This is a genomic window from Jeotgalibacillus sp. S-D1, from assembly GCF_004358665.1.
Taxonomy (GTDB): Bacteria; Bacillota; Bacilli; order Bacillales; family Jeotgalibacillaceae; genus Jeotgalibacillus.
The window spans coordinates 261,643-283,228 of the sequence record NZ_SMZR01000005.1 but is presented as its reverse complement, the minus strand read 5'-3'; the positions used below and the strand labels follow the sequence as shown (position 1 = coordinate 283,228).

The window sequence follows — 21,586 nt, the reverse complement described above, 5'->3', positions numbered from 1 at the left end:
TGAATACGGCTCATTAGAGAAGACCTTTTGTAAGTTCACTGAACTTATGGGAGGTCTTTTCTTCTATTTTTTGGTCATGTGAGCATAGATATTCATGGTTGTATTAATGTCTGAATGTCCAAGGCGTTCTTGAACTTCTTTTAAGCCAGCTCCTGCCTCTATAAGAAGAGAAGTATGCGTGTGTCGGAAGCTGTAAGGAGTGATATATTTATTAATCTCAAGCTTTCTAAGTAACCTCTGGAGACGAATCGCAACTAATTTCATAACTATTGGGTAGCCATTGTTGTCTGCAAATATAAAACCTGAATCCTGATTGATCTCTACTTCTAAATATAACCGTCAAAATTATATCGTTAAATAATTACAAAAACCTACTATAACCCAAACAATGTGAAGACTAGATACGAATTATTAACACCAAAAACCAAGAAATCGATTCGGACAATTGTTATTGATGAAGAATTAATCCAGTTATTTAAGGCACATAAACGAGAACAAGCTGCCTTAAAGATGAAACAACGATTGTTATTTCCCTCGCCATTGCTGACAAGCACTTTGGATTTTAGATTCGCTAAACTAACCGGAGAACGTGTTTGATTGTCTACACTAAATTTTGCTGTAATGGCAACAATTTCACCATCTCCAAAGTTTGAGCTGACAAACGAAGACTATGAATCCATCAAAGAATTAGAATTACAATTCGGTCCCTTTATTGCCGAAGATAGAACAGAAGCCTTTAAAGGTAAAACCATCACATTTCCTTTACCACGATAAAAAAAAAGAACCAATGATCCTAATAAGGGGCATTGGTTTTTTTAATCTAACTTAGATTCTTTACGCGAAAAGTGAAATTTATAATGTATCAAAATATTAATCATGTAAAAATAGAACTAGCTACCCAAAAACAATTTAATAAGAAAACTAGCTGTAATAACAGCAAACTGAAAAAACGGATGCAGAGGATTTATTTGCCTTAAGTCCAAACTTAAGTTGATGGTGAAATTAAAATGTACGTTTAGCATGAGCTTCTACTCCTTTCTAAAACGCAAAGAGAAGCTACCCAAATTGCTTGTCCATCCTTCACATATCATGTCAAATGGTTCATAATAGAAATTAGGAAGAGTTCCATTTGGAGCACAATATTATTCAAGTCCTCCACGACTTGAAACGAAGGGATAGATCAGTTCCATCTGGTCTGTCTCTTTTGTTTTTTCTTATCTTTATTTTACCACGAACTGCCACTTGCTCTGTTAAACCTCCTCATTATTCCTTGAGAACATAAAATTACCTTGCTATTTAATTGTACTGTCCTCAATAAAGAATCGCAAAGGATAAAAATAACTCCTGACGATTGTCAGGAGTTTGTCTTTAGTGAAGATTTTTATATGATCCGAATTTAGGGAGGGTGTCTTTTCTCCAGTATACATTTGCAAGCATATGATGCGATTGACAAGTGGTGAGCATATATATTCATACATCAAGAAGTGACCTGGAAGCAAGAATGCTTCCACAAGGGCGGGATCGGGAAGAGATTAAGGTCAGATAAGATCGTGCGGATCTTGATTATGCGATCCAAGGATCATGTGACTATTCTGTAGAAAATCGAAATGGAGATCTTGATTCAACTGCCTATGAAATCATGAAGATTATCTTAAAGGAGATCTATCATTAATCGGCAGCATTCTACTGGCAGAGGAGGCTTACATCCGGCTAAAAAAAAATATGATAATTGAAAAAAAAGCCTTGTGTTGAGGGCTGTTTTTCTTTCTGTTGCTAAAATTATATTTTATTTAATAGATATAAATAAAATATGCAGTAGCACGCTATAAACCCTATTACAAGTGCGTTTCTTGGTTGATAGCGTTTCCCCATTTTTTCAGCAAATGTTCCCATGATACAAACCAGAGCAATGATGAGTACAATTCCTGAGAGTTTTTTCCAATCACTCATTGTCTGGTTATCAATATAACGGAATGTGAGCATGAATATGCTGACTGCCACAAGCATGAAAGCAAGTTTATATAACTTACTCATTTCCTTTCCTTCATTATCCTTCTTAACGGCTTTTTTCATAACGAAAACTCCCAATTTTTTTACAGCAAAAGGTTATTGTTTATATTATTTGTCACCAATCCTGGAAACTCCTTCTTTCTAACAAATATTGCGATGACAAACATTTTACTCTGTATGGGTATGCTAATGAAAATTAGAGATGTATTAAAAGAACCCTACTGCCTGGGTTCTTCTTTTTAAATACCTAAAAGATAGTGAAAAGATGTACTTAACGCGTATATGCATCTCCCGGAAGGTTAGTTTGTTAAGTGTTGTACTTAAACTAACGGGTAGCTTTAATAGAATTAGTAAGATTTTATAAAAAACATGTCTAAAAGGGTAAAAGAAAGTAAAAATAAATAAAAAAGGGGATAAGTTAATAAATAACCTATCCCTGACGTGACTTTTATTTACTTTTATATTTAATCCTGGTCCTTATTTAATCTTTTCCTTACGGTTTCCTTAATGTCTATAAGATTTTCAAGTTGTTTTTGGATCCATTCAGGAGTTATAGGTATCCCATCAGATGAATGTACAATGACTTTATCGATAAAAGAGTTTGTAAGAGTAGAGGATAGCTGATCTTTAAGGGTTATAAGATCCAATTTATTCTTCTGAAGGCCGTCTACCTTTACTTCAGAAAGTTTTTTTTCAGCTTCTCGTTGTTCCGTATGTTCTTTCACACGGTCTACAAAACTTGGCCTGTTCCCAGCGTCAGAAGCTACATCATCAAAGCTAGGTATTTTTTTTTTCATTTTCTTTTCCTCCTTTGATTTGATTCTTTTACTTCAGAAAATTCTGATATTTGTCAAAAAGAAAAGGAATGATGAACTAAATAAAATTAGCACATATAAAGAAGTTATAGAAATCTTTTTTGTAATACCTCCTTAGAAGTTTTTATTGACCTATTGACCCTATTGAAGAGAACACTCCTACAACTCCTAAAACAATTCCCGATGGTGGGTAAACAAAAAACAAAAGCGAAGAAATAATAACAAACCCTAAACAGATAAAAGAAAATAACATTTTTGAGTCAAATTGCGTTACAGCGTTCACATTACCACCCTCTGTTACAAGAATAAGTACCTCCGTACGCTACATTAAATGAAATCCACGGATAATGATGTTGTACGTTTATTTCTCTTGCACCTAAACGAAAATGTCCTTGAAGCATACTGTAATAGCCACGATAACAATTGCGGTAGTATCCATCATCGGTTACTAACTTTACATATGTCCATACCGGCTTCCAATTCCTTTAATTGTACTTGCGTCAATTCTTCGGCACCTGCGAGATAAGGCAATGCAAACATAAATAAGACAGGCAGCAGCAACAAAAAATTTTTTTCAAGACATATCCTTCTTTAATCAATTTTTGAAACAATAACTTATTCTACAAAAATTTTCTATTCCCTTTTTTTCTTATCAATTTTTCAACTTTCCTCCAGAAAAGACCTTTTGTAAGTTTAGGGGGACTTACAAAAGGTCTTTTCTTTTAATTATGCATTTTTTCAAGAGTGCATTCCTTCAAAAGGAATGCTTTTTTCTATGTAAACGAAAAGGAAATTAATGTTAAACTAAAGGAGCAGTAATGTGAATTTAAAAAAACCTCGGTCATTCTTTACTGCGTAGTAGACTCTTACTGTGCAGTAAATAATATCGTATTTGAAAAAATGTACTTTAAAGTAAAGAAGTTTTATTTATCGCTAGTAGTTTTTCGACAATCAGGCTAGGTCGTTGATTAAAAATATTCTTATATTTTAATGGATAAATTTTTATTATTAATTATTTATTTATTTATGGGAAAAGAAGGAATTTAACTAATTTTGCAGAATTGTGTTGTTGAATAGCTAGAAGTCTAATATTAAAAAGATGCAATGATATACGGTACTATTATTTAAGATGCTGAAGTCACATACCAAAAATATCATTAAATCATTAGTTATTTTTAGGGAGGGAATGAACATGTATTCTAGATTTTTAGAAGAACCTCTTATTGGCAATGTTGAGATAAAACTTATGACTGCCGCGTTATATGAAGCAAAGGTCAAGGATGATGAAATTCTGCGCGTTTTGATGAAGGTATGTGATATTGACCGAGAGCGAGCAATGATTGCCTTCCAAAATGAGAAGTTTATTTATTCTCCTTGTGAAAAATTGTATCAATACTTAATTTTGGAAAAGGGCTTAGACGCCTATAATGCGAATGTGTTTGTTCGTAAACACGCGAGGGCTAAACTAGCAAGGAATGTTGAATTAAGCAAATTATCGGCAGCTAAATTGTTTGACGCTATTTATAAGGCTAATAAATAGAAAGAATAGAGCGATATGATGTAATGGTCAAACTCACGAACGATGTGGCTCTCATTTGGAAACAAGCGCTAGGTATAGTGCCAGAATCTGTTCCAGATAAACTAGATATTGCTATACTTTAATGGCAAATCGAGCTATCTAAAACCTTAAAAATATTGATTGATAAAGGATTGATGATCACAATCGGTGAGTTAATTCTTGCTCGTGCAAATCTAGTTGCTGTTATTCAACTGAACAGGTGGTTTCTGAAATCATTAATTTGTAATAACACCCCTTTGAATAAGAGTGATGAATATCAAGATCGTTTGCTACGCAGTATAAGAATACTGCGCAATAAAACAACATCTATTTATACTAAATTTGCGAAAAAAGTATACTTAAAGTAAAGGTGAGCTTAAACACACAATAAGCAAAATGAAAAAAGTCGGTTCTTAAAGGACCGACTTTTTTATATTCCAAACGCAAAATAAGGGTAGCTCCAACTTTTCATCACATTTCCCACGCTAAGGGTGAAATCCTTGGTGTTGGTGAGAACCCTTGTATTATTAAAAAATTTACCTTTTTTGTAAAAAAAGATTTTTATTGTAAATAAAATTAATATAATATAATTTATAGGGATTTATTTTGAATTCGAGGGGATTGAGCTGATGGCAGAGAAAAAACTAAAAGACAGATCTTTATTTGAAAACTTTCAATTAAGGGGTAGATGGGGTTTAGAAGAAGATGAGCTAAATATAATAGGTACACTGAATTTCTCACAGAATAAAATTGAACTTGATCTCGTAGGCACGTTAGAGGATGTGGAACAGTCTCTGATTAGTGCTTTCACTTCAAACACTTCTTCAAATTATCCAACAATTTATGGCATTGCTGAATCTGGGGAAAGAATTACATTACTTAATTGTTACAAAATAAATACCAAATCAAGATTCAATGGTATCAGTGTTGAAAAGTACGAAGCAGAAAATGCAATAGCCGGTACTGAATTTATAAATCATGACCATAAATTTAAATTTATTACTTTTTCAACAAATGATTTAGGCCTCTGGTCTGAAATTAATAGAATAAATACCGATATTGTTTTTACAGAAGATAATGAACAGATTTTTTCCCAAACTATAGATTTCAAAACAATAAAACAAAATTTATTGGAGTGGCCACTCGACAAATTTGGTACAACGTTAAAAGAAAATTATTTCATAAATATAACTGGTACAGAAGAGCGAAACCAAGTGTACAATCATAAATTTTTGTTCCAATATGAAATTACCAAAGACCAAGATATGAATTCTCTTGAGTGGTTTATTGAAAAAATAAATTCTCTTAAAAGCTTACTTACTCTTCTCATCGGAGCGCCTCTTTATTTTGAAAGTTTAAATATTTATGGAGAATATGATCAAAAGAAAATTAATGGAGAGCAGTATAGAAAGAAATTTAAAGTGTTTCATAGACAGCAAGGGGACTATAAAGGAACAAAGTTAACCAGGAGCAAAATATTATTGCCACTTCCTGAGATTGAAGATTTTTCAAAATTAATCACATTATGGCATGAAAAAGAAGATGATCTTAAAGTATTAGTCGATTTTATTAATAGTGACCACTACACTTCAATGTATGCTGAAAATAAATTCTTAAACGTTGTTCAAACAGCTGAGATCTTTCATAGACGATTTTCTGGTGAGAAACTTTTGACTAAGGATGAAAGAGATAAATATGTTTCGGAAAGAAGAAAATTACTAAAAATTTTAAGAAAAGATTTTGATGAGAAATTTGCAACATTAATTGAAAACAGAACGTCGAACCCTGATACTTTTTCTCTTAAAGAGCGAATAGAATCTTTAATAAGTAACCTAAATCCTACAACAACAAGATATATTTTAGGTGATCAGAATGAAGTAGATGATTTTATTAGTATTATAGTCAAACGAAGAAATTACCTTACACATTTAGATGAAGAAAGATACGACGAAGTAGTTAAAAATTTAGAAAATTTACCATTTGAAACTCATCAGTTAAAAGGCATTATGTTGATTTATATTCTAAAAGAATTAGGTGTTCCTGAAGAAGACTCCTTTAAAAGATTACGTTCCATTTACAGGTACAAGAGCAAGGCTCAAAGTTCAGTTTTTGAAAGCCCATCTACTTAGTAGAAGGGCTTCTTTTAATTAGGCTCTTTTCGTAAAGATTGTTGCTTTCAATAAAATAAGGGTAATTTTACTTATTATGGTACTATTGTTATAAGAATCCCCAGCTAAAGAGCGGGTAGATAATAAAATGGATGGATTTAATATCAGTTCCTATAGAACTGAATGAAAATCAAGTAATTTGAAATGTTTGAGTATTAATATTTACTGAGTGATAAAATTATTTGAATAATCATAAAAGAGAGGTAATAAAGATGATAATTCCTGAAGATTTCAGAGTTTATTTTTCAGATAAAAACATTTTCATAGTAAGAGATCACAATTGGGCATTTCCTGTATGGGAATTACAGAAAAGAGCTGGAAAGTTGAAGCCTAATGCAATTTTAGTACATGTTGATGCTCATTTAGATGATATTTGGGATGGTTTAGAAGTCGAAGGTTTACATGAAATGAAAAATTCAGAAGATGTGTTTGAAGTAACAAAAAAATTGAAAATTGAAAACTTTATTTGGCCGGCAGTTGGAACTGGCACCATTGATAGAGTTATTTATGTATCACAATTCTCTAACATCGAAGATCCATTTAATTTTGAAGACTGGAATTTATCTCACCCTGAAATGAAGCCAGTAAAAGAAATACTAAATAAGGGTAAGTATACCGGTTTAAGGTATTGGAGTATTGAAGAATTTCTTGAAAAAAAGAATTCATCAGAAGTAAAAGATGTAATAGAAGAATCTGACCTTATACTTGATTTAGACTTGGACTATTTTGCAGAAGAAAATATTGAACCAGTTGCGGTTAAGTTAATGGATGAACAACAAATAATTGACAATTTAGAAGCTTTAAGAGACTTATTCCCATGGCGTTTAATCACAGTTTCTTTGTCACCTTTTTATTGTGGCGGGGAAGAAAATGCGGGATATTTATTGAACTTGTTTTATAATGTTTTTGATATTAATTATGAAGATGGATTGGGTTGGTAAAAAAAGAATAGCAGTTGGCATATCACCTAAGCCATTTATTTAACTCTGTAAAGGCAGCGGGGGAAGAATATTTCTTACACTACCTAACTGATTTTCCCCTCCATAACCCGCTCACGTAGCAAAAATAATTCCTCCTCATATGTTAATTTATGTTGTATTTAAATAGACCATTTTCTATAATAAGGAAAAAGAAACTTTTAAAGAGGAGAAAGCAAATGCAAATGTCTGGAGACCCGATTGAATCTATTGTTGATTTTTTAAATCGTATTAAAGAGGTCTATACTGATAAAGAATTACTTTGGTTTAGAGGGCAAGCCAAAGACTATGAAAAATTGATGCCGAAGTTATTAAGATCAGATCATGGTCTTGAGTTAGAGGAGAGTTTATATTACCGATTTCAAGCAAAAGCTATACCGATGCTTGACAAAGTGCCAAACACATATTTTGAATGGCTATTTGTTATGCAACATTATGGAGTTCCTACAAGATTGTTAGATTGGACAACTGATGCTTTAACTGCTCTAGCTTTTGCTGTTACTAGTAGGGATGAAAGTCATAGAGACGATCATGCAGTTATATATTGCCTAGAACCATATAAATTAAATAATGAGTTTAATGAAATGTACGATAAGCCTTCCAAATTAATTCCTAACATTATCATGAACGAAATACATAAAAACTTTAGTTTCGATTCACAGAATCATTACAGGTGGCCAATTGCTTGTATAGGACCACTAAACAATAGTAGGATAGTGGCACAAAAAGGTGTTTTTACTTTATCACCAGTTAGAACAAAGAATTATTCATTAAAAGGATTGGATCATTCATCTGGATTTTTAACTAGTATTGAAGTTCATAAAGATTTTATTGACGAAATTATAACTGAATTGGCAATGTTAGGTATTAGGGAAAATAGTCTATACCCTTCTCTAGAAAATTTATCAAATGAAATAAATAAAGAATTTAAGCTGTAGGGAGGGATTACTATGTTTGAAATTATACCCACACGAACAGAACCTAATCAGACAATTTTCGACTGGTACAAAAGAAGAAAAAAAATAAATTTTAATCCACCATATCAAAGAGTTAGTGGTTTATGGGATATAAGTGGAAGACAATTATTCATTGATTCATTAATTAACAGTTTTGATATACCCAAATTCTATGTTCATAGGTTACTTTCTTCTGAAGAAGGTTATTTTTTCTCTATTGTAGATGGAAAACAAAGAATTCAAAGTATCTTTGATTTTATTGAGAATAAATTTCCTTTATCAAAGGATTTCGTGCTATATGAGGATGGATCGGATAAACTTGCAGGTAAATATTACGAGGAAATCTCTTCTCAATATCCAAAAATAATAAATCAATTTGACCAATATATTCTTGATGTAGTTCAAGTAGTTACCGATGATGAAGAATTAATACGAGAAATGTTCTTAAGGCTTAACGAAGGGGTTAACCTAAACAATTCTGAAAAAAGATTATCAAAAAATAGTTTTTTGAATAATAAAATTAAAGAAATTGTGAATACAAATAAGTTATTTGAAATGATACAATTTAAAAATCGTAGGTATGAATACGAAGAATTACTTACTAAGATAATCTTGATTGAACAAGAAGAAGGACCTGTTTCTTTAAGTAAAAAAAATTTAGATCTTTTGATTGATGAATATAAATATTTTAATATTAAAATCGAGCATATTCTAGATTCGGTAAACTTAATTATAGAGAATATGATTAGAATTTTCGAAGGGAAAGAATTTCTTCTATCTCAAAAGTCGATTATTCCTATTTATTATTTATTTGTGAAGGAAAAATCTCATGCGAATAGTGAACAAATTGGTGAATTTCTTTCAGTCTTTGATGTAATGAGATACGAGAATAGGAAATTAGATATATTACAATCAAATCCCATTCTTATAGAGTTCGATCGGCTAAATCAACAGGGAGCAAATTCAAAAAATTCTATAAAGAAACGCTACTTAATTTTTGAGCATTTTTATAATGCATTTCTTGCTGGAACAATTAAGATTAATACTATAACTGAGCTAAATGAAAATGATTTAGATGACTAAATCTAAAAGTTTATATTATAGGAGAACTGTGTGATAGAAAGTGTAGAATTTAAGTAGTAAAATGAACCCATCATACTTCACTCTAAAAAAGCGTTGATTTATAGATTAACGCTATTCCCATACATAAAAATGCTTAAGAAAATCCAACCCCCTTATTGATGCAATGACACGCAAGAAATAAATGAGAAGAAATTTTTAGTTACAATGGAAAACTAAAAGAAGTACATCTATAAGAAGTAATTAATGGACTATCTTTGGATAATTGGAAAGAGATTGCAAAGAAAAAAGTCATGACCAGCGGTTATTAAAGGTTTTAGGAAAAAACCTTATGATTATTCTTGGCGGCATGTGGAATCTGTCTTTGACAAAAAAGGTTGTGTTAGTTCGATTATTCTAAGGTATAAATAATATAATTGGTTTATCCCCGTTAAATAATGGAGTGAGTATCATGGAAAAAGGAATTTTTGCAAAATATATAAATAAAACCTTTAGAGTGAGTAATATTGACGGCGAAAAAATAAGGTTAGTTAGGATCAAGCAGATTTGAATAATGGGTTTGAAGAAAAAATTTATCCGAGCAATTATAAAGATCGTTCAAACTTACCTAGGCTTTATATCAAGGAAATTAAGAGAGAAGAAATTGATGAAATTTTTGAAGTTGATTACAAAGCAAAGTATATAAAAAATTTATTTAACTTAAGTACTAATAAAACCGGATCACAATTTAGAATTGGGACTATTGATGCGGAACTTGCAAAGCAAAATGGATTTGAACGAACGGATAAATACTACTATGAGAAAATAGTAGAAGAAGATGAGATTGAAGTTAAGCAAATAAAAAAAATTTATAGGATCGATAAGTTTTAATGGAAATACGTCATAGGGTAGTCAATTTTTTAAACACTCCTAACTATCATTTTAGATTTTCAAAAAGCCAGTTAACTCTATAAAGAGATAATTGGCTTTTTCATTTGTGTAAAAGAGATAATAAAAAAATATAAACTAATAGGAGGATATAAGTACACAACGTAGAAGCCGTAAAATAAAACACATACTCGCCATTATGCTACAGCGAGTATGTCATGGTAGAGAATATAAATTACCGCGAATAGTCGGATTGTTGCCTTCTACAGGGAGTTCGCCACCCTACATCATCGTCGCAAACCAAAGCCCGAGTGTTGTCCCGATATAGTTGCCGATGACATAACCGATCGTCCCGACCACCAAAATCGGGCCGATCAGCTCCCTCCAGCCTTTCGCGATCGCCATCGCGGCAGCGGTCGTCGGGCCGCCGACGTTGGCGTTGACGACGAGCAAAATCTCTTCAATGTTGTATTTCAACAACTTGCCTGCCGTCAGCGACACGGTCAAGTTGACGATGACGATGATCGCAACAAAGATGAGCAATAACGGCGCATTTTGGACGATCAACGGAATCGAAGCCGGAATGCCGATGACGACGAAGAACAGATAGATCAAGAAGGTCCCGATTTCCTGGCTGCCGTTGATGGCGTCAAAATAGCGTGGGAACAAGGCGAGCGCGAAGAAGGTCAGCGTCGTCAGCACCAGGTACTGGTCGCCAATCAAGCCGCTGAGTAAATTCCAGCCGAATCCTACCTCTTCCCCGGATGGGATGATCCCTGCAAAAAAATCAGCAATCTTAGTCGCAACAACGACGAGTAAAAATGCCGTCCCAAGTGACATCGCAATGTCTTTTAAAGAAATGTCCTGGCGCTTCCAGTAGCTTTCGGCGTTGGTCTTTCCGCCATTCGAGGCGGCTTCCCGCTCTACTTGCAGCACATGCGGATGCGGGTAGGTTTTCCGGAAGAAACCGAATGTCGGAATCGCCATCAAGGTAATGAAGACGAGCGCCATCATCAAGTTATCCGCAACCACGGTTGCAGACACCAAATCTTCCGGGGCATCAAACTTCGCCGTCATTGCGGCAAAATTGACACCGCCCCCGACGTACGAAGCACTCATCATGCCACCGATGCGGTCAAGGAACGGAATAGTATCTTTTAACAACAAGAAGCTGAGAATCGTTCCGGCGACCGTCCCGATCGAACTGATTAAGAAAATCAGCAGCATGCGCCCGCTTTCTTTCCAGATTTTCTTGAAGTTCACATGGAACAACAACAGCGGTATCGCAAGTGGCACGATGAAAGCCCACACTGCGTCATATGCTGGTGACGCGGTGGGGATAACGCCGGTATTCGATAATATGATGGCGGACACGAGCGCAATGATGGCACCGGAAAGTTTCCCAGCCCAGCTGTATTTCTGCTCGAGCACGATGCTCATTGCCGCGACGATAACGATGATTCCCCACAACGTGAGCAGATCGTCCGCTTGAATCAATGTATTCTCCATATGTATTCCTCCTTCATTGTTAGATTATATCAATTATTCTAAAAAAATGAAGTTCCTCATCTCCACTCAGTACCTTCCTTTTTCGCATCAAAAAAATCTGCCCCAGCCTCGTCAGAACTGGACGTACTCATGCCTTAAGCAAAACAAAACAGGCATATCTGAAATCAGATGATTAAATTAAAACAAGAGGCTCCAGTCGTTTTGAATGTTTCTACCATGAGCATCTTTTCTCCAATGACAAATAATCTTTAAATTGTTTTTTTTCACTTCACTAAAGACAAATATACAAGTTGTCATCAAACTAAATTCATACTCTATTAGAACAAGAGTTTATACTCTTGAAAACTAAGGAGTGAAAATATGTGTACAAATCTTTCTATTCCACGTAAATCAAAGGATGGTGCGCTGGTTTCCGCACGGACGATGGACTGGTGCATAAAACTTCCTCAAAATCCTCCGGTTGTTAACTTCGTCCCTCGAGGCCAGTCATTTCCAGAAATTGATCTGCCGGGACAAATACAGTGGAAAAACAAATATGGTTTTATTGGAGCTGGAGAAGAGAGTGAGGAGTACCCGATCGCTTACTCTGATGGATTAAACGAGGCGGGATTATCTGCTGCAAGTCTGTGGTTATCTTGTTCTGAATATCAAAAGCCCAAGAAGGGAAAATGTAATCTCTATAATGTAAGTGTAGTTAGCTATGTATTAGGAAATTTTAAAACCATTCAGGAAGTAGAGTCGGCGCTATCTAAATTAAGAATTCTAAGCATTAACGATGTCTTTCCGGATCATTACCCTGTCCTTCTGCATTATATTTTTAGCGATATCTCCGGTAATCATTTAATTGTAGAATTTATTAATGGAGTGATGCGCACTTATATCAACGATCTTGGTGTGTTAACAAACCAGCCCACCTACGATTGGCATCTCACAAACCTTAATATGTACGGGAACTTGAGTTTAGTAGATAATCCTGATCTTGTTTGTGGAGAAGAAGTGACAGGAAGCGGCCAGCTGGGGATTCCCGGTGATCCGTCCCCTCAGTCCCGTTTTATTCGAGCAGCATTTCTCCGTGAGACTGCGTTTAAGCCCCAAACGATTCAGGAAAGCATTGGGCTGGCACGGCAAATTCTACAAAATATTTCTGTTCCGATTGGCACCGTTATTTTTGCTGATCCGCCCTTCCCTGAGATTACCTTTGACTGGACCCAATGGAGTGTAATCCGCGATCATACCAATTTGAGCTACTATTTTTATTCAGATTTTAATAGCACATTATACGGAATCCATTTTAAAGATCTCGACTTAAATTCATCAAAGCAAAAACAAATACCAATCTATCAGCCGGACTGGTATGAAGATGTTACGAAAAAACTTAAACCAATTGATAGAAGTTAATTCCGGATTAGCCAGTTCAAAACTATGAAACTGGCTGTTTTTTTTTAGCAGTCAATCTGAAAGAACGAAGGAGAATATTAGCTTGTCTATCATGTCAGTAAATTAATAGAAAAATAGAAAATCATGTGAAACATAGGTGTACATGTAAGAAAAAATCCATCAAAATACTTGAATATTTCGGTGACTTAAAACACTGTTCTTTCCCTTTCTTTGAAATGGTATAAGTAGCACAATAAGGAGAATTCGTAATTTAAATTTCTTAAAATTTAAAAAACTACTTGATTTCCTGAATGCGCTTCCATTAGAATAGAAGACATTGATAGATAGTGATGTTTAATTAAAGGTTGATACCTTTGGGTGGAGGAGGATTAATATGATAGAAAAATTACAAAAGTTGAATGAGTCATTAAATGTTAATGATATCAGAGACAAATCTTTTTTACGTTATGGAAGAGTATTAGAAAGTTTCCCAGCTGAAAAATTAGTAGAAACATTGGAGACCATCGCTATACCTGAGGAAGGAAACCGATATATCCCTAGTCTGGCCGAGCTGGAAAATCGAGAATTAAAGTCACTGATCGAGAGAAAGTATTATGGCGCAATGAGTTGTCAAATTGGTTATTGTAACGGAAGAAATTCAAACTTAGGTGGATTAGAATACCATAAGGGCAGTGAAATTAATGTGGCTGTTACTGATATGGTCTTGTTATTAGGACATTTAAATGAGGTCGAGCAAGAATCATTTGATACTACGTTTTTGAAAGCATTCTACATACCAAAAGGCACGGCGATAGAAATTTATCAAACTACTTTGCATCTTGCACCATGTAAAGTTACTTCTGAGGGTTTTAAATGTGTAGTTATCTTACCAGAAGGTACAAACACCCCTCTTAATGAAGAGGAGAAGAGAGAAGACTCTCTATTATATATGAAAAATAAATGGCTTCTAGCCCATGAAGAACATTTACGTTTTGTCTCTAATGGAGCACATGTTGGGATAAAAGGTCCGAACGTATTTGTACAGTTTTTAGAAAATGAATTGAATCAAGGAGGAAGGTCATGAATAGTATCGCTTTTACTTTGATTACATGTGTATTCTTTATGGGGATCGTCGGTTGGATATCTTATCAAAAATCAAAAGGCCAAGTAAGTGACTCTGATGGATACTTTTTAGCTGGTCGTGGTCTCACAGGAGGATTCATTGCTGGTAGTTTATTATTGACGAATTTGTCTGCAGAACAACTTATTGGGTTAAACGGACAAGCGTATAGCGCGAATTTGTCGAATATGGCCTGGGAAGTGACGGCCCCAATTGCCGTCATCATTATGGCTTTGGTGCTGCTGCCAAGATATCTTGGTGGGGCGTTCTCCACTTTGCCCCAGTTCCTCAGTACCCGGTTTGATGATGGTGTAAGAAGATATATTGTCCTATTATTTATGCTTGGATATGTATTTGTTACAATCCCATCTGTATTGTATTCTGGGGCGCTGGCTGTTTTAAAGTTATTTGATGTTCCTGGTCTACTGGGGATTTCGTTCGAATCTTCCGTTTGGTTAGTCATATGGATAATAGGAATCATTGGAGCCATTTACGCTATTTTCGGTGGTTTGAAAGCGGTTGCTGTCTCAGATACCTTGAATGGAATAGGTTTATTGGTCATTGGTCTTATGATCCCTATAATAGGATTGTTTGCTTTAGGTGATGGGAATTTTTTTCAAGGATTTAAGACAATGACAACGGATCATGCGGACAAGTTGAATGCAATCGGATCCAGTGAAGACTCTGTTCCATTTTCTACGATTTTTACAGGTATGATTTTTATGAACATGTTTTATTGGGGTACGAATCAGTACGTCATTCAAAGAGCCCTGGGTGCCAAAAACCTGGCAGAGGGCCAAAAAGGTGTCCTGTTTTCTGGATTCTATAAGCTGTTTGTCCCTGTTCTTATGATGATTCCAGGTGTGCTTGCTTTTCATTTGTATGGCAGTGGAATGAGTACAATGGATTTAGCTTATCCAACAATGGTTACGAACCTAATGCCTGCTCTTTTTTCCGGGCTATTCTTGGCAGTTCTTTTAGGAGCAGTATTTTCAAGTTTCAACTCATTATTAAATAGTGCCGCCACTATGTTTGCTTTAGATATCTATAAGCCTGGGTTCAAACCGAATGCTTCTGATCAGCAATTGGTCCGGGTTAGTAAGTTTTTTGGTACGATCTTAGCCCTGGTTTCTTTCTTCATTGCACCATTATTAATGAATGCACCGGAAGGGCTTTGGAATATTATTCGCCAATTCACAGGCTTTTTCAATATACCTATTATAGCTATCGTACTGGTAGGAATAGCATCTAAATTCGTGCCACCATTGGCTGCAAAGATCGCGGTTATCTTCCATGTCGTTACTTATTATATGCTGGTGTGGGGATTGGACCAATTATTCAATATTGAAATTACAATGAATTTCATTCATATTTCAGCGATTCTGTTTGTAATTGAGATCGTAATTATGCTTGTTGTCGGTTACATTAGACCACTTGCAACTCCTTATTCAGTCAAATATAGCCCTAAAGTTGATATGGTCCCTTGGAAATATGCACTTCCGACAGCAATCGTTCTATTGAGCTTAATGGTGTTCACTTATATCGTCTTTTCCCCGATTGGATTGGCCTATCCAAACGCAATTGTTTCTGATTGGTTCTGGGTTGCTTCCGCGGGATTAGCAGCGTTAACAGGTGTAATTCTTATCATTGCGAAAAAGAAATGGGAGAAGAAATATGACAGTTTAGAAGAATCTAAATTAGACAAAGTTAGCAATTTATAAAATTTTTAAAATTGAAATGGAGGACTTATTTATGCAAGCAGTCACAATACAAAAGCAAGGATTAAGTGTGCACCATCGAGGAGATCAGTTTGAAGTAGAATTGGATGGTCGTCTACTGTTACGTCATACATCACAATCACCATGTGTATTTGTAGGGCAAGGAAGCGAGAAAATGGAAATGTATAGAGGTAACTTTGATATTGAGGACTACATAATAGAACGCATTGGGCTTGGATTCGCATTAGTCGAAGAAATAGAATCAGGATACCAAATTCAATTAAAACGGTCACAACATGACAAGGTAATGCTGGTAATGAACTTAGTGTATGAAAATAATGAACTTCGTTTAGAGTTTAATGGAGAACGGGAAATGTTTAACCGTTTTTGGATTCGGGTTAAGGCGGACGATAATGAAAAAGTTTATGGCTGTGGGGAGCAAATGTCCCATCTAAATCTAAAAGGAAAACACTTTCCTCTTTGGACATCAGAGCCTGGGGTAGGCCGGAAAAAATCTACTTATACTACATGGCAAGCAGATGTTCATGACAAAGCGGGAGGCGATTATTACCACACTAATTATCCCCAGCCTACTTATATTTCTACGAGTAAATATTTCTGTCATATGGAAACGACGGCTTATGCTGAATTTGATTTTCGAAATAAAGAATTTCATGAACTCCAAGTATGGGAAGTACCTAAAACCATTTTATTTAAGAGTGGAGAAACTTATAAGGATCTAGTAACAAGTCTGACAGCTTATTTGGGACGCCAGCCTGAACTGCCTCAGTGGGCTTATGACGGCATATGGCTTGGTATGCAAGGAGGAACGGAGAAAGTACAGGAGAAAATCAATCAGGCACGGCAAAGTGGAATTAAAATTGGAGCTGTTTGGGCTCAGGACTGGCAAGGCAAACGAGTCACTTCTTTTGGACAAAGATTGAATTGGAATTGGAAGTGGGACCAACATGAGTATCCGAATTTAGACGTGAAAATGAAAGAATGGAAAGCGGAAGGTATTCGATTATTGGGATATATCAATCCATATGTCGTTATTGATGGTGATTTGTTTAAAGAAGCAAATCAACAGGGGTACCTTGTTCTAAGTCAGGAAAATGAGGTTTATCTAGTTGATTTTGGTGAGTTCGATTGTGGGATCGTCGATTTGACCAATCCGGATGCTTTTGATTGGTACAAAAAAGTTATTCAAGATAATATGATCAATTTTGGTCTTGATGGTTGGATGGCTGATTTCGGAGAATATTTACCGACAGATGCTAAATTATATAATCAGGTTTCAGCAAAGCTGATGCATAATACTTGGCCAATGCTGTGGGCTAAGGTCAACTATGAAGCAGTTGAAGAATCAGGTGATTCAGACAATATCATTTATTTCATGCGTGCAGGTTACACCGGAAGTCAGCAGTATTGCCGTTTATTATGGGCTGGTGATCAAAGTGTAAACTGGGATTTGGATGACGGCATAGCATCTGTCATACCAGCAGCCTTGTCTGCAGGACTTTGTGGGAATGGTCTCCACCATAGTGATATTGGAGGATATACATCTCTGCATGGAAACAAAAGGACAAAGGAATTACTGCTTCGGTGGCTGGAACTTGCTGCGTTCACACCAGTTATGAGAAGTCATGAAGGAAACCGGCCAGATGATAATTTTCAATATGACCAAGATGAAGAAACAATGAATTGTTTTGCAAGGATGACAAAAATCCATGTAGAGCTGGCTCCTTATTTGAAAAAACTTGTTAAAACCAATACAGAAAAAGGAATACCAGTACAACGTCCTCTCTTTATGGAATATGAAGATGATGAAAAGACATATGACATTCAGTATCAGTACATGCTTGGTGAGGATGTTTTAGTAGCTCCTGTTTATGAACAATCCAGAACATCCTGGTCTGTATACCTGCCAGATGATGAATGGGTTCATTTATGGAGTGGAGAACAATATCGTGGGGGAACATATGAGGTCAAAGCTAGTCTCGGAGAACCGCCTGTATTTTACAGGAAAGATTCCTCATTTAAAGACCTATTTAAACACATTCAAGATAATTACGCGTTATAAATACAAGATAAAAGGTAATAACCTTTTATAAAAGGAAGGTATGTATGTTACACTTAATAAAAATTAAACAAAGGTGGGTCCATGAAAATGAGTATGACTGTTTTATACGTCCCAATAGGTAGAAAGACATTTGATTTAGAGGCAGGAGAAGCTCAAAGGGTAAAAAGTTCAATGATGTTGAATAGTCTTGGGGTTGAAGTAATAGAACCAGAAGAAATCTTAACATCTCCTGATGAATTAAGTGATTTTCTAAAGGGAATTGACAAGGAAAATATTGTTACATCAATCTATCAAAGCGTCACCTTTGCAGATGGAGAGTTTGTTCAAGAATTAATTAAACAAGTGGATGCTCCCGTGATGGTTTGGTCAATCAGGGAACCAAGCATTAACGGCAGACTAAGATTAAATTCTCTTACTGGTGGAAATAGCACCAGTCATATATTGAAATGTGCAAGCCATCCGTACTCCTTTTTATTTGGAAACCCTGAAGAAGCACAAATCCGCAGTCGACTGCTTACGTTTTTGAAAGTTCAACATGTAATTCATGAACTTAAACAATTTAAAATAGGCTTAATTGGAGAACATCCACCGGGCTTCTTTTTTTCGGGAACGGATGAAGAACTGTTACATAAACAGTTCGGAGTAGAGATCAAAAAGGTAGATTTGATGAAGGCATTCGAAGAATCTAAAAAATTGCCAATAGAAGAGTGGGAGCATGCGATAGATCGTGCAGAACAGCAAGTGATTGGACTGAATCGTAATGAAGAGACTGTCCAGCGATTTGCTCAGTTTACTACGCATGTTGAATCGGTTATTAAAAAAGAAAAACTCTCTGGTCTTGCAATCCGTTGTTGGCCCGACTTCTTTAATGAACTAGGAGCTGCTGCCTGTTCTACTCTGTCTCAATTTACAGAGGATGGAGTTGTCTCTGCATGTGAATCAGATATTCACGGATCCGTATCTATGTTCATTTTGCAACAATTAAGTGGAGGGAATGCCCCTTATCTTGGGGATATGGTTCATGTAAATGAAGCAAGCAACTCTGTCGTATTTTGGCATTGTGGGGCGGGAGCCTATTCACTTGCCCATCCTGATCAGGGGGCGCGTGCCGGGGTACACCCAAATCGCAAGCTTGGTTTTACTATGGAATTTGGGTTAAAGCCCGGGCAAGTGACTATGTTTCGTGTAGGGTATACACCTGATGGTTTCCGTTTATTAGTGATGCGGGGCAAAGCATTGGATACACCTCAGCGGTTTAACGGAACATCGGTAGAAGTTGAATTAGAAACAGAAATCAATGATACATTATACAGCTTGATGGAAGAAGGGTTCGAGCCGCATTATGCCCTTGTTTATGAAGATGTTGCTGATGAATTAATTGAACTTGGTCGCCAGCTCGGTCTGGAAACGGTGGTTTATACTAATGATTAAAGGAGAGGACACCCGATGAAAAAAATTGCGATAGGGCAAGCGGGAGGACCTACCGCCGTTATTAACACTACACTTGCTGGCTTTATAGAAAGCGTCAAAGAAAAATACGAAGTTACCTTTGTGGAAGATGGTTATGAAGGTCTTGTGAAAGAAAAATTTCTTTCAGGTGATTTCTCCATGCTGAATTGGGTACTTGATAATCGAGATTTACCAGGTGCTTGTTTACGGTCAGGCCGTTATCCATTTGATAAGAAGGCTATTGAAAAATCTGTTGAAAACCTTTATAAAAACAAGATTGATATATTAGTATTCATCGGAGGAAATGGAACGATGGAAGCATTATATAAAGTAAAGCAGGAAGCAGAGCGGCAAGGTGTTGACCTCCAGGTTCTAGGGCTGCCAAAAACGGTAGACAATGATTTGGGTGCCACTGATCATGCTCCTGGATTTGCGAGCGCAGCAAAATATATTGCCCAAACGACAAAAGATATGAGTCGTGACTTATACTCTATGAAAAACTTTGAGCAAGTACGTGTACTCGAAACTATGGGGAGAAATGCTGGGTGGTTGGCTGCTGCTTCGGGGGCATTGAAAGAATATGACGAAGAAGGACCGCATTTTATAGCAATTCCGGAAAAGGCGATGGATGAAAAACTTCTGATTAACTCTGTTAAAGAAGCTTTGAATTCTTATGGCTATGCACTCATAGTGGTTAGTGAAGGGGTGCAATGGAAGAAAGGAGAACAGGTTGAACTTAAACAGGTAAAGGGCCGTTCTGTCCTTGGAGGCATCTCTAACGAAATTGCGGAATTTGTTAAGAAGGAACTCAATGTAACAACAAGAGCAGAGCTCTTAGGGATGAATCAAAGGTCCTCCTCTATTTGTAAATCCCGGGTGGATTCCTACGAAGCATATCAGGTTGGCTTTAAAGGAGGCCAATTGTTGCAACAAGACTATGATGGTTATATGGTATCAATAGAGCGTAAACCTACCATATATTATACAATGGAGTTAAAACCCGTTAAATTAGAAAATGTAATTGCTGAGGAAGAAAGGCTAATGCCACCTGCTTTCATTGATAGCCCACAGGCTTATTATAAATGGCTTACCCCATTGTTAGGAGGTGACATTCCTTCATATCCTCCAGTTACCCAGAGGAGAGTGGAATTTAGTGAGTAATAATATCAATCCAAATAAAGACCTTTCTTTGTATTTACAATTAAAAGAAGTTTTTATTGATCGTATCCAAAACGGGGATTGGAAACCAGATAAATTGATTCCAACTGAACAAGAATTGATGAAAGAATTTAATGTGAGTAGAACTACAATTCGTCAAGCAGTTTCCATTTTAGTGCAAGAAGGAATGGTCGAAAAGAAACAGGGACGTGGCACTATTGTAAAATCAAGAAAATTAAGTGGAAACCTTACTCAGCTGAAAGGTTTTGCAGAAGAAGTTTTAGAAAGAGGTCAAACACCACGTAGTCGTTTAATTCGTGCAGAGTTCAAGTATAACCTTTACCATGAAATGTCTATGCTGGACGTCAAAGATGATCAGCCAATTTTGTTGATTGAACGAATCCGTTTTGCTGATGAAATGCCTGTTGCACTAGAAAGAACATGTTGGCCGAAAGATATTGGAGATATATTGATAAAATATGACCTCGATGAAGCTAGGTATTATGAAATCCTTGAAAAATACAATGTGTACTTGAATCGGGCAAAAGAAAAGATTTCTGCCATTAATGCGACCATAAATGAGGCTGATGAACTTGGCATTCGTGCGGGAGAAGCGTTGTTAGAAATGACCCGGTTAAGTTTTGGTGTTAATGATCGTCCGATTGAATATACAAAAACCAAGTATCGTCATGATCAATATCATTATAGTTTTGAATTAAAACGATAAAAGGAGAAATGACA

Annotated in this window: 18 protein-coding genes; 14 read left to right on the top strand and 4 right to left on the bottom strand. The window is 35.8% G+C overall.

Going from position 1 to position 21,586, the window contains the following annotated elements:
- Positions 1-63 precede the first annotated feature (63 nt).
- Positions 64-264 carry a tyrosine-type recombinase/integrase gene (locus tag E2R51_RS15570; protein ID WP_240733104.1) on the bottom strand — a complete coding sequence of 67 codons (201 nt, stop codon included), beginning with the start codon at positions 262-264 and terminating at the stop codon, positions 64-66.
- Between the two features lie 333 nt (positions 265-597).
- Between E2R51_RS15570 and E2R51_RS19880 the strand changes: the two genes are divergently transcribed.
- Positions 598-774: a hypothetical protein gene (locus E2R51_RS19880; RefSeq protein ID WP_165967246.1), complete on the top strand. Its 177-nt coding sequence runs from the start codon at positions 598-600 to the stop codon at positions 772-774.
- Between the two features lie 1,005 nt (positions 775-1,779).
- Here the strand turns inward: E2R51_RS19880 and E2R51_RS15565 are convergent.
- Together E2R51_RS15565 and E2R51_RS15560 are read right to left on the bottom strand one after the other, a co-directional pair.
- Positions 1,780-2,073: a hypothetical protein gene (locus E2R51_RS15565; protein WP_133378004.1), complete on the bottom strand. Its 294-nt coding sequence runs from the start codon at positions 2,071-2,073 to the stop codon at positions 1,780-1,782.
- Between the two features lie 401 nt (positions 2,074-2,474).
- A complete protein-coding gene (locus E2R51_RS15560; RefSeq protein WP_133378003.1) occupies positions 2,475-2,807 on the bottom strand; it encodes a hypothetical protein in 333 nt (110 codons plus the stop codon).
- A gap of 1,210 nt (positions 2,808-4,017) precedes the next feature.
- On the opposite strand from E2R51_RS15560, the gene E2R51_RS15555 reads away from it, so the two are divergent.
- The 6 genes from E2R51_RS15555 (at position 4,018) to E2R51_RS15530 (ending at position 10,434) form a co-directional block, all read left to right on the top strand.
- The gene (locus E2R51_RS15555; RefSeq protein ID WP_133378002.1) at positions 4,018-4,365 is read left to right on the top strand and encodes a hypothetical protein; all 348 of its coding nucleotides are present in this window, start codon (positions 4,018-4,020) and stop codon (positions 4,363-4,365) included.
- A gap of 647 nt (positions 4,366-5,012) precedes the next feature.
- On the top strand, positions 5,013-6,512 hold the full coding sequence (locus tag E2R51_RS15550) for an ApeA N-terminal domain 1-containing protein (RefSeq protein WP_133378001.1): 1,500 nt from the start codon (positions 5,013-5,015) through the stop codon (positions 6,510-6,512).
- A gap of 251 nt (positions 6,513-6,763) precedes the next feature.
- The gene (locus E2R51_RS15545; protein ID WP_133378000.1) at positions 6,764-7,492 is read left to right on the top strand and encodes a peptide arginase family protein; all 729 of its coding nucleotides are present in this window, start codon (positions 6,764-6,766) and stop codon (positions 7,490-7,492) included.
- Between the two features lie 215 nt (positions 7,493-7,707).
- Positions 7,708-8,466, top strand: coding sequence for an FRG domain-containing protein (locus E2R51_RS15540; RefSeq protein ID WP_165967245.1), 759 nt, complete (start codon positions 7,708-7,710; stop codon positions 8,464-8,466).
- 12 nt (positions 8,467-8,478) lie between these two features.
- A complete protein-coding gene (locus E2R51_RS15535) occupies positions 8,479-9,567 on the top strand; it encodes a DUF262 domain-containing protein (RefSeq protein ID WP_133377998.1) in 1,089 nt (362 codons plus the stop codon).
- Positions 9,568-10,110: 543 nt separating this feature from the next.
- Positions 10,111-10,434, top strand: coding sequence for a hypothetical protein (locus E2R51_RS15530; protein WP_133377997.1), 324 nt, complete (start codon positions 10,111-10,113; stop codon positions 10,432-10,434).
- Between the two features lie 279 nt (positions 10,435-10,713).
- On the opposite strand, the gene E2R51_RS15525 is transcribed toward E2R51_RS15530, so the two are convergent.
- Positions 10,714-11,940 (bottom strand): DUF819 family protein, encoded by a 1,227-nt coding sequence (locus tag E2R51_RS15525; protein ID WP_133377996.1) that lies wholly within the window; start codon positions 11,938-11,940, stop codon positions 10,714-10,716.
- 360 nt (positions 11,941-12,300) lie between these two features.
- Between E2R51_RS15525 and E2R51_RS15520 the strand changes: the two genes are divergently transcribed.
- The 7 genes from E2R51_RS15520 (at position 12,301) to E2R51_RS15490 (ending at position 21,572) form a co-directional block, all read left to right on the top strand.
- On the top strand, positions 12,301-13,338 hold the full coding sequence (locus tag E2R51_RS15520; RefSeq protein ID WP_133377995.1) for a linear amide C-N hydrolase: 1,038 nt from the start codon (positions 12,301-12,303) through the stop codon (positions 13,336-13,338).
- A gap of 373 nt (positions 13,339-13,711) precedes the next feature.
- Entirely contained in the window at positions 13,712-14,401 is a 690-nt protein-coding gene (locus E2R51_RS15515; protein WP_133377994.1) for a DUF4867 family protein, read from the top strand.
- Entirely contained in the window at positions 14,398-16,158 is a 1,761-nt protein-coding gene (locus E2R51_RS15510; RefSeq protein WP_133377993.1) for a solute:sodium symporter family transporter, read from the top strand. Before E2R51_RS15515 ends, E2R51_RS15510 begins: the two co-directional genes overlap by 4 nt.
- 31 nt (positions 16,159-16,189) lie before the next feature.
- Positions 16,190-18,238, top strand: coding sequence for an alpha-glucosidase (locus E2R51_RS15505; RefSeq protein ID WP_133377992.1), 2,049 nt, complete (start codon positions 16,190-16,192; stop codon positions 18,236-18,238).
- A gap of 87 nt (positions 18,239-18,325) precedes the next feature.
- A complete protein-coding gene (gene sftI, locus E2R51_RS15500; protein ID WP_133377991.1) occupies positions 18,326-19,669 on the top strand; it encodes a sulfoquinovose isomerase in 1,344 nt (447 codons plus the stop codon).
- A 15-nt stretch (positions 19,670-19,684) separates the two neighbouring features.
- Positions 19,685-20,848, top strand: a complete 1,164-nt coding sequence (locus tag E2R51_RS15495; protein ID WP_133377990.1) for a diphosphate--fructose-6-phosphate 1-phosphotransferase — start codon at positions 19,685-19,687, stop codon at positions 20,846-20,848.
- Positions 20,841-21,572: a GntR family transcriptional regulator gene (locus tag E2R51_RS15490; RefSeq protein WP_133377989.1), complete on the top strand. Its 732-nt coding sequence runs from the start codon at positions 20,841-20,843 to the stop codon at positions 21,570-21,572. The genes E2R51_RS15495 and E2R51_RS15490 overlap by 8 nt, the downstream gene beginning before the upstream one ends.
- The last annotated feature ends 14 nt before the right edge of the window (positions 21,573-21,586 follow it).

What these genes read in the sequence shown, in the direction of transcription:
- E2R51_RS15570 (WP_240733104.1), bottom strand. Translation starts at nt 264, where the DNA reads ATGAAATTAGTTGCGATTCGTCTCCAGAGGTTACTTAGAAAGCTTGAG.
- E2R51_RS15565 (WP_133378004.1), bottom strand. Translation starts at nt 2,073, where the DNA reads ATGAAAAAAGCCGTTAAGAAGGATAATGAAGGAAAGGAAATGAGTAAG.
- E2R51_RS15560 (WP_133378003.1), bottom strand. Translation starts at nt 2,807, where the DNA reads ATGAAAAAAAAAATACCTAGCTTTGATGATGTAGCTTCTGACGCTGGG.
- E2R51_RS15555 (WP_133378002.1), top strand. Translation starts at nt 4,018, where the DNA reads ATGTATTCTAGATTTTTAGAAGAACCTCTTATTGGCAATGTTGAGATA.
- E2R51_RS15550 (WP_133378001.1), top strand. Translation starts at nt 5,013, where the DNA reads ATGGCAGAGAAAAAACTAAAAGACAGATCTTTATTTGAAAACTTTCAA.
- E2R51_RS15545 (WP_133378000.1), top strand. Translation starts at nt 6,764, where the DNA reads ATGATAATTCCTGAAGATTTCAGAGTTTATTTTTCAGATAAAAACATT.
- E2R51_RS15540 (WP_165967245.1), top strand. Translation starts at nt 7,708, where the DNA reads ATGCAAATGTCTGGAGACCCGATTGAATCTATTGTTGATTTTTTAAAT.
- E2R51_RS15535 (WP_133377998.1), top strand. Translation starts at nt 8,479, where the DNA reads ATGTTTGAAATTATACCCACACGAACAGAACCTAATCAGACAATTTTC.
- E2R51_RS15525 (WP_133377996.1), bottom strand. Translation starts at nt 11,940, where the DNA reads ATGGAGAATACATTGATTCAAGCGGACGATCTGCTCACGTTGTGGGGA.
- E2R51_RS15520 (WP_133377995.1), top strand. Translation starts at nt 12,301, where the DNA reads ATGTGTACAAATCTTTCTATTCCACGTAAATCAAAGGATGGTGCGCTG.
- E2R51_RS15515 (WP_133377994.1), top strand. Translation starts at nt 13,712, where the DNA reads ATGATAGAAAAATTACAAAAGTTGAATGAGTCATTAAATGTTAATGAT.
- E2R51_RS15510 (WP_133377993.1), top strand. Translation starts at nt 14,398, where the DNA reads ATGAATAGTATCGCTTTTACTTTGATTACATGTGTATTCTTTATGGGG.
- E2R51_RS15505 (WP_133377992.1), top strand. Translation starts at nt 16,190, where the DNA reads ATGCAAGCAGTCACAATACAAAAGCAAGGATTAAGTGTGCACCATCGA.
- sftI (WP_133377991.1), top strand. Translation starts at nt 18,326, where the DNA reads ATGAGTATGACTGTTTTATACGTCCCAATAGGTAGAAAGACATTTGAT.
- E2R51_RS15495 (WP_133377990.1), top strand. Translation starts at nt 19,685, where the DNA reads ATGAAAAAAATTGCGATAGGGCAAGCGGGAGGACCTACCGCCGTTATT.